Below are 12,277 nucleotides of genomic sequence, written 5' to 3'. Positions count from 1 at the left end.
AAGTTGCTGTGGTCGCGTTGCTCGCAATCGCCGCTGCGCTCGTAGCCCCGCAGGTGTACGCCTTCGGAAGCGGCGGGGAGGGGACGGTCAAGGTTGTCGAAGTAAGCGGCATTATCGACTCGGACACGTCCCAGCAGTTCGAAGACGAACTCCGCGAGGCACGCCACAACGACTCCGTCGAGGCGGTCGTTCTCGAGGTAGACAGCGGCGGGGGCCAACCCGCCTCGAGCGAACGGATGTACACCGCAGTCGAGCGGACGACCGAGGAGATGCCGGTAACCGCGTACGTCGACTCGATGGGTGCTTCGGGCGCCTACTACGCGATGGCACCCGCCGACAGGATCTACGTTTCCCCGTCCTCCTCTGTGGGTAGCGTCGGCGTGACCGGACCGGCACCGACCCCGACCGGCCCGAGCGCGGGACAGAGCGGTCCCGACAAAGGATCGCTCCACCCCGAAGACGACCGCGCCGGCACCGAACTGATTCAGGAGACGTTCATCGACAGCGTCATGGAGCAACGCGGTGACAAAATCTCGCTGGATCGCGAAGAAGTCGCACACGCCCGAACCTACTACGGCGTCGAAGCGGTCGACAACGGATACGCCGACCGGATCGGCACGCTCGACGACGCGATCCACCACGCGGCCGACTCGGCAGGCCTCGACTCCTATAACCTCGAGTTCAACCGAAGCGAGTCGAGCGACGTCGGCATTCTGGGACTCGAGACGACGGCGGAGGGCGACGCGACGATCGAGACGTCGGACGACTCGAGCATTAACCCCTACCAACCGCAACTGATCGCACCGGATGTCTGGCACCACGAGGTTGCACCGCAACTGCCGGATTCCGCCGTTGCTGTGGAGTCCGGAGGTGAGCAGCCATGAGCGCGAGCGCTCGGACGCTCCTTGCCACATTCGTCCTCGGATTCGTGGTGACGATCGGTCTCGTCGCCGCCGGAACGGTCGTCGTCGAGGACGGCACGCCAGACCTGCCCGATACCGAACAGGACCATTTCCAACCGGACGAAGCGCTCCCCGCAGAAACGTCGGACGGTGGCGAGATCACAATGGACAGTCAAGAGCAGTCGAATACGGTCGTGATCCACACCGGCGGGGCGGCCGGCGGACAGACCTCGCTCGGACAGTTGCCGATTCAGGACAGCGCAGACGGTCCCGAACTCTCGACCGGATCGCTCGGCGGTACCGAACGGGGCGTTACCCCGCTCGTCACGACCCTCATCGAGAACGGCCACAAGGTCGAGTTCTACGCCGGAGCGGCGACCGACGGACAGCTCTCGCAGGCGCTCAGTGACGCCGACGCGTTCGTCGCGCCGGGTTCCGTCTCGTTCACCGAACAGGATCGCGAGACCATCTCGACCTTCACCGATGCCGGCGGTCGGTTCGTGATGACCGCGAATCCCGGTAGCTCGGCTACAGTCGCCGAACTCGGCGCTTCGAACGGGCTGTACACCGAAGCGGGCTACCTCTACAACCTCACCGAAAACGACAACAACTACCTCAGCATCTTCGCCGAGCCGACCGGTAGTTCGGCCCTGACCGACGGCGTCGAGGAAGTCGTCTTCCGGAGTAGTTCCTCGGTCGGCTCGAGTGACGGCGATACCGTCCTCGAGGCGGAGGCAACGATGTCGACGACGCGTGAAGACGGGTCCTACGGCGTTGCCGCGGTCGACGGAGACGTCGCGGTGATCGGCGACTCGAGCTTCCTCGAACCCGAGAACGCACACCGGGCGGACAACAACGTCCTCGTCGGAAACGTCGCCGACTTCCTCGTGACGGGCTCGGTCAACGAGGCGAGCCTCCCGGGTGCAGGCAACCAGACGCCTGCGGGACAACCGTCGACGGGCGGCCAATCGCAGATTCCGGTGGGCGGCGCTGAAGACATTCCGGAGATGAACAACGAGTCGACGTAACGGTCTCGAACGACGCCAGTCACTGATTTTTGAACATTCGTCTCTACGCATCCAAGAACCGTATTCCAGCGTGCTGTGCGGTAGTCTCGACGACACCGTGATCGTCCAGTACGGGTCCGAGAGTTCGCTAATCGAAATAATCAATTAGACTTTCCGAGTACAGCCAAACGTGACAACGTACGATACGGTCCTCTTCGACAGCGATGGCGTCCTCGTTGAACCGCCTGCACGCGAGACTCAGGCCGGTGCGACTCGCGATGCGTTCCGGTCGGTCGGTACAACCACTGTCGAACCCCATCACGTCGACGCGATCGTCGCGGGTGTCTCGCTCGAGGATCTGTACGACATCTGTTCGATATACGACCTCGAACCAGAACGGTTCTGGGAGGTTCGGGAACGACTCGACGAAAAGTCGCAGTTCGAGAAATTTCGGGACAGATCCAGAACCCGATACGACGACGTTACTGCGATTTCTGACCTCCGACAGCGGTGTGGCGTCGTCAGCAACAACCACCACAGCACGATCGAGTTCGTCCTTGACCACTTCGACCTCCACTCGCTGTTCGAGACCTACTACGGCCGCGAAAAGACGCTCGAAAGTCTGCGGCTGAAAAAGCCGAATACGCATTATCTCGACAGCGCGCTGGCCGATCTCGAGGCCGACTCGGCCCTCTACGTCGGTGACAGCGAAAGCGACGTGATTGCGGCACATCGGGCGGGAATGGACTCGGTTTTCGTCCGCCGCGACCACTGTCGTTCTCTCGACCTCTCTGTCACACCGACATACGAGGTTTCGGATTTGCTCGAGTTGCCGAACATCGTTGATCATCCAGATACGGGGCGATAACGATGTCTGGCGGACGAAAACCGAGAATTACGACCGACGATGTTCTCCAAATCTTTCTCGATGTCGACGACCGGTGTGAACCGTTTGGTGCTCCCGAAATTTCGGATTTGCTGAGTTGTCACCGGAATACGGCTCGGAACAAACTCGAAGATTTGACTTTTATGGGTGATCTCGAGTCGAAGCAAATCGCAAGCGGGAAAGTGTACTGGCGGCCATGCGAGCAGGTGTAGCTGAAATTTGGCGATTGGAACGTGGTTGCGGGTGGTCCGCCACTCTGGAAAACCGATGACTCTCGAGTTCTTCGCCGCTCTGCTCGTCACGAATCGTTCCTCGCAAAAGCGGGCCGGGCGCGATTTGAACACACGGTCGATCGCTTCCTCGCTCACTCCGTTCGCGAGACTGCGCTCTCTCTGCGTTCAAATCCCGATAGCCGCTTCGCTCCTCGCGTAATTGCTCGGAGCAGAAGCGGGCCGGGCGCGATTTGAACACGCGACCGTCTGATTAAGAGTCAGACGCTCTGCCTAACTGAGCTACCGGCCCTGTACCCGAGATTTTCGGATACGTGTTGAAATACGTTTCCCTTGGGGACCGTCGTGGGACAGATGTGCACGGCCTCGCCGTTCTCGGACACAATGGCCGTTCCCGAACGCAATCACCGTTCGCGGAACGTACCATTCTTCGGGAGCGTTAAGTGCTGTGAGACCTACATCACGTCCACATGAGCATGGGGGTCACGATCTCGTCGATTTCTGACTACGCGATTCTCGGCTGTGGGAGCGTCGGCTACGCCGTCGCGGAGGAACTCGTCGAGCAAGGCAAGGACGTCCTCATCATCGACCGCGACGAGAGCCGCGTCGAGTCGCTCCGAGATCAGGACCTCGATGCACGAACGGCAGATATCCGCGAGCCCGAGGCCGCGGAACTCGTCGCCGAACGCGATGTCGTCTTGATCCTCGCCTCGAACGTCGAGGCGAACAAGCGAGCCGTCGAGCACATTCGAAACTCCGATAGCACTCAGTTCGTCGTCGCTCGAGCGAGCGACCCCGTTTCCGGCGACGAACTCTCGGAGCTCGGTGCCGACATCGTCATCAACCCCTCGGCGGTCATCGCGGACTCGGCGCTTCGAGCCCTCGAGTCGGGGGAACTCGAGTACAACGCGGGGAAACTCGCCCAACTGTTAGAGGAGACGACCGAGCGACTGGCGATCGTCACACAGGAGAGTCCGGACCCGGACTCGATCGCGAGCGCTGCAGCGTTGCAAGCGATCGCGTCCCACCTTGGGGTCGAGTCGGATATCGTCTATCTCGGCGATATGGGCCACCAGGAAAACAGGGCGTTCGTGAACCTCCTCGGGATCGATCTGGTGCAGTGGGACGAACTCGAGGATCTCTCGGGCCACGATACGGTCGCACTGGTCGATCACTCGACCTCGACCGAAATCGACCTCGACGTCGATATCGTGATCGACCACCACGAGCCAGAGGCGGAGTACGAGCCCGAATTCGTCGACATCCGACCGAACATGTCCTCGACGTCGACGATCATGACGAAGTACATCCAGGAGTTCGACGTCAACGTCTCCGAGGAGGTCGCGACCGCGTTGCTGTACGGTATCCGGGCCGAAACGCTCGATTTCAAACGCGACACCACCCCCGCGGACCTCACCGCCGCCGCGTACCTCTATCCGTTTGCAGACCACGACACGTTAGAACAGGTCGAGTCGCCGTCGATGTCACCCGAGACGCTCGACGTGCTCGCGGAGGCGATCGCGAACCGGGACGTTCAGGGGAGTCACCTCGTCTCGAACGCCGGGATCGTCCGGGACCGCGAGGCGCTCACGCAGGCCGCCAGCCACCTGCTCAACCTCGAGGGCGTCACGACCACCGCCGTCTTCGGCATCGCCGAGGAGACGATTTTCCTGTCCGCCCGGTCGAAAGACATCCGGATCAACATCGGCAAGATCCTCGACGACGCCTACGGCGAAATCGGCGAGACGGCGGGCCACTCGACGCAGGCCAGCGCGGAAATCCCGCTGGGCATCTTTACCGGCATCGAAATTTCGGCCGAAACCAGAGACACGTTCCTCGAGTTGACCGAAGAGGCGGTCAAACGGACGCTGTTCGACGCGATGGGGGTCGAAGGCGGAGAGGGATCGAACGGAAACTAACGGGATCGAACGAGACGCCTACGCGATCAGTTCTTCTTCGTCCTCGTCGGCGCTGCGAACGCGTTCGACGACATCGTTGATGAGGATGATATCGCCCGCTGCCCGCACCCACCGGTAGGGGACGATGACGCCGCTCGCGCTTTTCGCCTCCGCTTCGAACAGTTCCGTGTTGAGGCTGCCGAGTGCGAGTCCCGTCACGGTCTGTCCGTCGACGTTCAATCGAAGGTCCTCGACTTCGCCGACGAAGACCCCGTTGTTCGAGTAGACTTCACGACCCACGAGGGAAGTTATTTCCTGCTGAGTGTCGTCCATAATCCATTCTTGGCTGGCACACTCTTAATTGTTAGTCAGACGGGCGAGGCGACCGATCAGGTGTTAGGAGAGCAACGTTTCGTCGAAACGGTCTCGACCGATCGAAGGCGACGGTCTGCATCGATCGCGTCGCGCCCCGCCTACTTATAAATAGCCACAAGTAATAAATACCGGAGACGATCGAGTGAGCGAGTCCGCATCAGGTGAGGGTATGAGGGTACAGCCAGTACTGTAGCGTGCCGGGGTGCCTCTGACATTCGGCCACCCGGAGGAGGTCGGTTTGCCCGGACCGACCGATCACGGTTTTCCTGGCGAGGAACGTACGACCCGCGAGTCACTTCTCGAATGCTGTCTCGAAAATCAGATCGACGTCCGCGTATTCGGTGAGAAGGGACTCCATCTGTTCGACGGTCCGCCGGGTCCGCGTACGGCCGCTCTGAACGACGTCCTCGGCGCGTTCGATGGTGGTGAGCGTATCCGTCTGGACCGAGAGCACGGGTACCCCCCGCTCGGTCGCTTGACCAATCACAGCCCCCGACGGACGGTGCCCGCCGGTCAGCACGAGACACCGAACGCCCGGCGCTTCGAGGGCCGCGGTGTGGATCTCCGATCGATCCCCGCCCGTGATGACGGCGGCGTTTTTCGTCCTGCGGAAGTGACGAAGCGCGCTGTCCGCGCCCATCGCGCCGACGGTGAATCGCTCCACGTAGGTGTCTTCATCGTCCTCGACGAGCGTCGTCGCACCGAGTTCGTCCGCGAGCTCCTCGACGGTGACACCCGCGAGCGTGCGCTCGCTCGGGATCGTTCCGTACGTCGTGATCCCGCGGCCGTCGAGAAACGGCACGACGTCCGTCTCGAGTTCGTCGTACGCCTGCTCGGAAACGTCGTTGAACACGACGCCCGCGAGTCGATCGCCGAAGGTTTTCGCCGCGGTCACGATGGGATCGACGTCGTCGGCCGACTCGTAGGTGGCGACGAGTAGCACGCGCGCGTCGAGGAGTTCCGCGACATCGGCATCCGTGAGATCGATGATCCCACCAGTATCGAGCGTGCCGGCGCCTTCGACGAACAGTCGATCGCAGTTCGAGGCGAGCGTGTCCGCGGCCTCTCTGACTCTGGTTCGCAGGTCATCCGGGTCCTCGCGGCCGCGAATCACCTGTTCGATGAACGTCGGCGAGTACACGATCGGTTCCATGTCGTGTATCTCAGCCTCGAACTCGAGGATCTCTCGAGCGAGAAACGGGTCCTCGTCGAGGGTCTTTCCGACGTTGCTCTCGAGGCGGGTCCCGCGAGGTTTCATGTAGCCCGCCGCGGGGGCCGAATCGCCGTCGCTCGCGAGTCGGGCGAGCGCGAGGGCGATCGCGGTCTTTCCGACGCTGCCCTCGAGTGAACTCACGAGCAGCGTCTCGGTGTCGGTTCGGTCGGTCGGCTCCGTCGCGTCGCTGGTGTCTGTGTCAGTCATAGTTCCTCCGTGTCCACGGTGACGACGAGGTCGATCGCCCGCGCGTCGTCCGGGCCCGCGACGAGCGGGTTGATATCCACCTCGAGGATCGCCGGAAAGTCAGTTACCAGTTGGGACAGACGCTGTATCGCTTCGACCACCGCGTCGGTGTTCGCGGGTTCGCGACCGCGCGCGCCGGCCAAAAGCGGCGACGCCTTCACGTCGTCGATCATGTCTCGCGCCTCGGTTTCGCCGATCGGTGCGACGCGGACCGACGTGTCTTCGAGGATCTCGACGAAGATGCCGCCGAGCCCGAAAAGCAGTAGCGGTCCGAACTGCGGGTCGCGGTTCATGCCGAGAATGGTCTCGGTCGACCCGTCCAGGTCGAGCGACTCTTGCACCTGAACGCCGAGAATCTGCGCGTCGGGCTGGTAGTTTCGCGCTCGCGCGATCAGGTCCTCGTAGGCGTCGGCCACCTCGGCGTCCGGAACGTCGACCTTGACGCCGCCGATGTCCGATTTGTGGGCGATGTCTGGGCTCGCGATCTTCATGACGACGTCGCCGTCGATCGACTCGGCGAGTTCTCGCGCGCTCTCCGGATCGTCGACGACCGCGCCCTCCGGCGTCGGGATGCCGTAGGCCTCGAGCAGGTCCATCGATTCGATGCCGAGTTGATTCCCCGATCGCGATTTCGTGCGCTCGAGAATCCGCCGCGCTCGCTCGCGATCGACGTCGAACGTCGCCGGGTCGTCTCGAGAGCGCCGGCGGACGTCGCGATAGCGAGCGAGCGCGTCGAGTCCCGAGACCGCCCGCGCGGGGTCGAAGTAGTTCGGGATCCCGGACTCGCGAAGCGTTGCTTCCGGCGCTCGCGCTCGCTGCCCGCCCATCATCGCGGTGACGACGGGCTTTTCGTGTCGGTCGCGCGTTTCGACGACTACCTCCGCGAGGTCTTCGTAGGCAAGCACCGCAGTCGGCGCGCTGACGACGACGGCGCTCCCGACGTTCGGATCGGCCAGAGCGGTGTCGAGGGCCTCGGCGAAGCGGTCGGCGTCCGCATCACCGATGATGTCGACGGGGTTGTAGACGTTCGCCTCCTCGGGAAGGGATTCGGACAACCCCTCGAGGGTCTCCTCGGTGAACGAGGCCATCTCGAGCGTCGAATCGCCCACCGCGTCGGTCGTCAGGACGCCGGGGCCGCCGGCGTTCGTCACGACGGCGACGGACTCGGATTCGGGGACCGGCAGCCCCGAGAGCGCCCGAGCGTAGTCGAACAGTTCCTGTACCGATCGCGCGCGAACCACGCCGGCTTGCTCGAGCCCGGTCTCGTAGGCGCGCTCGCTCCCGGCGATCGCGCCGGTGTGCGACGACGCGGCGTGTGCCCCCGCGTCGGTTCGACCTGACTTGACGAGCACGATCGGCGTGTCGTCGGTGACGTCTCGAGAGGCGCGGATAAATTCGGCCCCCTCGTCGATATCCTCGAGGTAGCCGATGATGACCTCCGTTTCGGGGTCTTCGCCCCACTGCCGGACGAAGTCGGTTTCCGCGAGCACCGACTTGTTGCCGAGCGAAACGACGTCGCGGAAGCCGATCTCCTGATCGTTCGCCCAGTCGAGCACCGCGGTGATGAACGCGCCCGACTGACTCATAAAGGAGATGCCGCCCTCGATCGCTCGTTCCGGTCCGAACGTCGCGTTCATTCCGACGGCCGTCGACATGATGCCAAGACTGTTCGGGCCGACCACGTTGAGGTCGTACTCCTCGGCGATCTCGCGAAGTTCCCGCTCGCGTCGCGCGCCCTCCGACCCGGTCTCGGAGAACCCCGCCGTGATGACGACGACGTTTTCGATTCCCGTCTCGCCGATCTCTCGCAGCGTCTCGAGGACGACCGGCGGCGGAACGACGACGACCGCCAGGTCGACGGCGGGGGCGCGCTCGAGGTCCGGATAGCACTCGTGTCCGAGGACGGTCTCCCGGTTCGGATTCACCGGAACGACCTCGCCCGCAAACCCCGTCGAGAGGTTCTCGAGGATCGCCCGGCCGACCGCGCCCTCCCGATCGGTCGCGCCGACGACGGCGACGGAATCGGGTTCGAACAGTTCGGATAGCCTTCCCATCACGACACCGTTTCACGACGAGCGAGTTAAACGTGGGTGGCAGTTCCCGGACGGGAGAAGTGCCGTCAGTGCGTCGAAATCGCCGAGGCGGAGCCGCTCGAGCCGAATACCGCGACGAGGTAGACGGCGATCGCCGTGATGACGATCGATCCGCCTGGCGGGAGGCCCTGGTTGATCGCGATCGCGTAGCCCCCGAGCACCGAAAGCTGGCCGAAAAGAACCGAGAGGAACAGCGTCTCTTTGAAACTGTGTGCGATCTGGGAGGCTCCGGCGACCGGTATGACCAACATCGCGGCGACGAGGATGACCCCGAGGATCTGCATGGCACCGACGACGACGACCGCCGTGAGCACGATCAAGAGCGTGTTGTACCAGGTGACGTTGAGTCGAGCGACGCGAGCGGCCTGTTCGTCGAACGTGATAAACAGCAGCTGCTTGTACGTGACGGCGACGACGCCGACCACGAGCAGACTGAGCGCGGCCATCAACCGCGAGCCGCCGACCGTCACGTAGGACGCGCTTCCGAACAGGTACTCCTCGATGCTCACGCCCGACAGCCCGCGACCGTAACTGATGAGGAGGGTGCCGACGGCGAAACTCCCGGTGAGCATGATCGCGATGGGGACGTCGCCGTACGCGTTCGTCCGCTCGGTCAGCCACTGGACCCCGAGCGCCCCGAGGATGCCGACGACGAGCGCGACGACGAGCAACGAGCCGTCCCAGCCGGTCGTCGCGCTGAACAGCAGGCCGAAAGCGACGCCGGCGAAGGCCGTGTGCGCGAGCGTCTCGCCGATCAGCGCCATCTCCCGGTGGACCAGATACGTGCCGACCAGCGGCGCGACGATCCCCACGAAGACGGCCGTCGCGATCGATCGCCACATGAACGAGTAGCTGAATACGTTCGTTCCCAGATAGAAGTCCATCCACATCCCGGCGATGATGAACTGCTCGTACAACCAGCCCGTGGCGGCGTAGCCCCGAAGCCACTCGAGGCCAACGAACACGAGCATGGCAACCGCGAGGAGCGCGGTCGCTCCGATTCCGACGAGTTCGGTAGCGCGTCTGAGATTCATTAGTGGTGGTGGTGTACGACCTGTCCCGACGTCCCGTACGCCTCGGTCAGAGCGTCGCTCTCGACGAACGATTCGGTGTCTCCGTGGTGGTAGAGCTCCTGATTGATACAGGCGATGTGATCCGCGCGGTCCGTGACGACGCCGATGTCGTGTTCGATCAACACGATCGTGATCCCCGATTCGTTCAGGGACTCGAGGAGTCGGTAGAACTCGTCTCGAGACTCGGCGTCGACGCCGACGGTGGGTTCGTCGAGCGCGAGCAGATCGGCCTCGGAGGCGAGCGCGCGAGCGATAAAGGCCCGCTGGCGCTGTCCGCCCGAGAGCTGATTGACCTGTTTGTCTGCGAGTTCTGAAATATCGACCGTCTCCAGCGCGTCGTCGACGGCGTCGTGATCGGCGTCGCTCAGCGGCGCGTGACCGGCGTGGGGAAATCGACCCATGGTCACGGCCTCGCGGACGGTCACCGGCATCGTGCCGCCGCGACTGGTCGCCTGCTGGGAGACGTAGCCGATCCGCTCGCCGTCGGCGAACTCCGAGACGGGTTCGCCGAACAGTTCGATGGTTCCCTCGTCGGGCGCGTGCAACCCGAGCATGAGGTGCAACAGCGTCGTCTTCCCGGATCCGTTGGGTCCGATGAGCCCGAGGAAGTCACCCTTCGAAATCGTCAGGGAGACGTCTCTGATCGCGACGGTGTCGCCGTAGGCGAACGAAACGTTCTCGATATCGACGACCGGACTCACGGATAGTTCACCCCGTACTCGGACGCGAAGGCGTTTATGTCTTCCATATTCCGTCGACTCACTCCGCTCCCAGCGCTCGTTTCAGCGAGGGAATGTTCACCGACTCCATCTGTTCGACCCACCCGTAGCCTGCCTCGTCCCACTCTTCGGTGTTCCCCTCGAGCGGTGTCAGGGGCGCGGAGTCGGTCGCGTCGGTTTCCTCGAGCAGTACGTCGACCATGGTGGGGACGTCCTCGCCCGGGTCCTGCGTCTCGAAGGGGTCGTACAGGATCGTCTCGATGTCGTGTTCTTCGACGACTTCGATCAGTTCGGAAATGTCGTCGCTGCTTTGAACCTCGTCGGGCGAGATCCCGGCCGGAGTCCGAAGCTCGAACCCGTATCGGCGTTCGAGATACCGGTAGGAGTCGTGGCCCGCGAAGACGGCGACGGTCCGGTCCGCTGCGTCGGTAAGCTCGTGCAGTTTCTCGTCGACCGCCGCGAGTTCCTCGCGGTAGGCCGCCGCGTTCGCGTCGTAGGTGTCGGCGTTGTCGGGGTCGGCGTCTGCGAGCCCCTCGGCGATCGTTTCGACGATGTCCTGTGCGATGACCGGGTCGAGCCAGACGTGCGGATCCGCGTTCTCCGGGGCCGTCGTCTCCTCGAGTTCCTCGACGACCGAAACGGTCGGCGGCTCCTCGCTCGTTTCCCAGACCGTCTCGCCGTCGGCGACGAGTTCGAACGCGACCCGGGCTTGCGCCGTTTCACTTCCGGCGAGTACCACGTGGTCCCCGTACGAATCGATCTCGAGGGCGTCGCTCGCTTCGCCGGCGAAATCGGCCGCGATCTGGAACTGCTCGTCGGTGCCGAGCGGGAGAACGCGGCCCTCGTCGTCTTCGAAGACCGCAGTAATCGCGACCTCGTCGCCGACTGGAACGTTCGGAACGCCGCCGTGCCAGTGACCCTCGTGCCAGGAGCCGACTTCCTCGCCCGTTCGATACTCGAAGAGCGTCATCCTCGCGATGTCGACGGCCGCCGCGTCGAAGTCGTGGGAAGCCGGGTCGGCGTCCGCGTCTGTTTCGGTCTCGATCGGCAACAGGTGATTCTCGAGACCGTCCATGCAGTCAATCAGCGTGATGGTGTCGTAGTTCCGCTCGAACTCCGCGGCGAACTCGCTCGCCCACGGGAACTGCTCGGTATCGAGGTAGACGAAGACTCGAGAGCTCGCGATGTCCCGCTGGAGGTCGCTTGGCGGCTCCCATCCGTGGCCCATCTGACCCGTGTCGACGGCGTTCTCGAACTCCATGGCGTCGCCCGAGACGTGGCGCGCCCAGTCCCAGAGCGGAAAGAACGCGGCGTATCCGCCCGATGCGTTGCTCTGTTCTGGTTCGCTGAGACAGCCCGCACCGGTGGCGAGTGCGAGCGATCCCATCCCCACTCGCAGCGCAGAGCGGCGTGAAAGATTCATACGAGTACCTTCGAGCAGACGAATAAAAAGGTTATTATATCCAAGATAGATGTTAATAACTCGTAGCACTTAATGGAGGTTAGTTAGTAACAATCGACGGCTGGCGACTGCTCGTCGACTCCTCCGCCACACACGCATCCTCGTCACACCGCCGTTGCTCGTCTGTGGGCCGTTCATTTCCATCGGTCGACTCGCGGAAACCGACGGCCGTC

10 protein-coding genes and 1 tRNA gene are annotated in these 12,277 nt (G+C 63.3%); 4 read left to right on the top strand and 7 right to left on the bottom strand.

Going from position 1 to position 12,277, the window contains the following annotated elements; genetic code table 11:
- Nucleotides 1-8 precede the first annotated feature (8 nt).
- The 3 genes from BM348_RS06975 (at nucleotide 9) to BM348_RS06965 (ending at nucleotide 2,777) form a co-directional block, all read left to right on the top strand.
- Complete coding sequence (locus BM348_RS06975; RefSeq protein ID WP_245779409.1) at nucleotides 9-884, top strand: S49 family peptidase; 876 nt, start codon at nucleotides 9-11, stop codon at nucleotides 882-884.
- Nucleotides 881-1,930, top strand: a complete 1,050-nt coding sequence (locus BM348_RS06970) for a hypothetical protein (protein WP_092903230.1) — start codon at nucleotides 881-883, stop codon at nucleotides 1,928-1,930. The genes BM348_RS06975 and BM348_RS06970 overlap by 4 nt, the downstream gene beginning before the upstream one ends.
- Nucleotides 1,931-2,099: 169 nt before the next feature.
- Nucleotides 2,100-2,777 (top strand): HAD family hydrolase, encoded by a 678-nt coding sequence (locus tag BM348_RS06965; RefSeq protein WP_092903228.1) that lies wholly within the window; start codon nucleotides 2,100-2,102, stop codon nucleotides 2,775-2,777.
- A gap of 466 nt (nucleotides 2,778-3,243) precedes the next feature.
- Here BM348_RS06965 and BM348_RS06955 read toward each other — a convergent pair.
- A tRNA-Lys gene (locus BM348_RS06955) sits at nucleotides 3,244-3,317 on the bottom strand.
- Nucleotides 3,318-3,495: 178 nt separating this feature from the next.
- On the opposite strand from BM348_RS06955, the gene BM348_RS06950 reads away from it, so the two are divergent.
- On the top strand, nucleotides 3,496-4,944 hold the full coding sequence (locus BM348_RS06950; RefSeq protein WP_092903224.1) for a DHH family phosphoesterase: 1,449 nt from the start codon (nucleotides 3,496-3,498) through the stop codon (nucleotides 4,942-4,944).
- 18 nt (nucleotides 4,945-4,962) lie between these two features.
- Here the strand turns inward: BM348_RS06950 and BM348_RS06945 are convergent, their stop codons facing one another.
- The 6 genes from BM348_RS06945 to BM348_RS06920 form a co-directional block, all read right to left on the bottom strand.
- Nucleotides 4,963-5,256: a PRC-barrel domain-containing protein gene (locus BM348_RS06945; RefSeq protein WP_050051621.1), complete on the bottom strand. Its 294-nt coding sequence runs from the start codon at nucleotides 5,254-5,256 to the stop codon at nucleotides 4,963-4,965.
- A gap of 334 nt (nucleotides 5,257-5,590) precedes the next feature.
- Nucleotides 5,591-6,718, bottom strand: coding sequence for a phosphotransacetylase family protein (locus tag BM348_RS06940; RefSeq protein WP_092903222.1), 1,128 nt, complete (start codon nucleotides 6,716-6,718; stop codon nucleotides 5,591-5,593).
- Complete coding sequence (locus BM348_RS06935) at nucleotides 6,715-8,811, bottom strand: acetate--CoA ligase family protein (RefSeq protein ID WP_092903220.1); 2,097 nt, start codon at nucleotides 8,809-8,811, stop codon at nucleotides 6,715-6,717. The genes BM348_RS06940 and BM348_RS06935 overlap by 4 nt, the downstream gene beginning before the upstream one ends.
- Before the next feature lie 65 nt (nucleotides 8,812-8,876).
- The gene (locus BM348_RS06930; protein ID WP_092903218.1) at nucleotides 8,877-9,884 is read right to left on the bottom strand and encodes a metal ABC transporter permease; all 1,008 of its coding nucleotides are present in this window, start codon (nucleotides 9,882-9,884) and stop codon (nucleotides 8,877-8,879) included.
- Nucleotides 9,884-10,624, bottom strand: coding sequence for a metal ABC transporter ATP-binding protein (locus BM348_RS06925; protein ID WP_092903216.1), 741 nt, complete (start codon nucleotides 10,622-10,624; stop codon nucleotides 9,884-9,886). Before BM348_RS06925 ends, BM348_RS06930 begins: the two co-directional genes overlap by 1 nt.
- A gap of 58 nt (nucleotides 10,625-10,682) precedes the next feature.
- Nucleotides 10,683-12,065: a metal ABC transporter substrate-binding protein gene (locus BM348_RS06920; protein ID WP_092903214.1), complete on the bottom strand. Its 1,383-nt coding sequence runs from the start codon at nucleotides 12,063-12,065 to the stop codon at nucleotides 10,683-10,685.
- Nucleotides 12,066-12,277: the final 212 nt, after the last annotated feature.

This window comes from Halostagnicola kamekurae (assembly GCF_900116205.1).
GTDB lineage: Archaea > Halobacteriota > Halobacteria > Halobacteriales > Natrialbaceae > Halostagnicola > Halostagnicola kamekurae.
Note: the sequence above shows the minus strand (reverse complement) of the source record. Positions and strands in the feature narration are given on the sequence as shown.

Bases quoted from the DNA above. Each gene is read 5' to 3' on its own strand.
- BM348_RS06970 (WP_092903230.1), top strand. From the start codon at position 881: ATGAGCGCGAGCGCTCGGACGCTCCTTGCCACATTCGTCCTCGGATTC.
- BM348_RS06945 (WP_050051621.1), bottom strand. From the start codon at position 5,256: ATGGACGACACTCAGCAGGAAATAACTTCCCTCGTGGGTCGTGAAGTC.
- BM348_RS06930 (WP_092903218.1), bottom strand. From the start codon at position 9,884: ATGAATCTCAGACGCGCTACCGAACTCGTCGGAATCGGAGCGACCGCG.
- BM348_RS06935 (WP_092903220.1), bottom strand. From the start codon at position 8,811: ATGGGAAGGCTATCCGAACTGTTCGAACCCGATTCCGTCGCCGTCGTC.
- BM348_RS06920 (WP_092903214.1), bottom strand. From the start codon at position 12,065: ATGAATCTTTCACGCCGCTCTGCGCTGCGAGTGGGGATGGGATCGCTC.
- BM348_RS06950 (WP_092903224.1), top strand. From the start codon at position 3,496: ATGAGCATGGGGGTCACGATCTCGTCGATTTCTGACTACGCGATTCTC.
- BM348_RS06940 (WP_092903222.1), bottom strand. From the start codon at position 6,718: ATGACTGACACAGACACCAGCGACGCGACGGAGCCGACCGACCGAACC.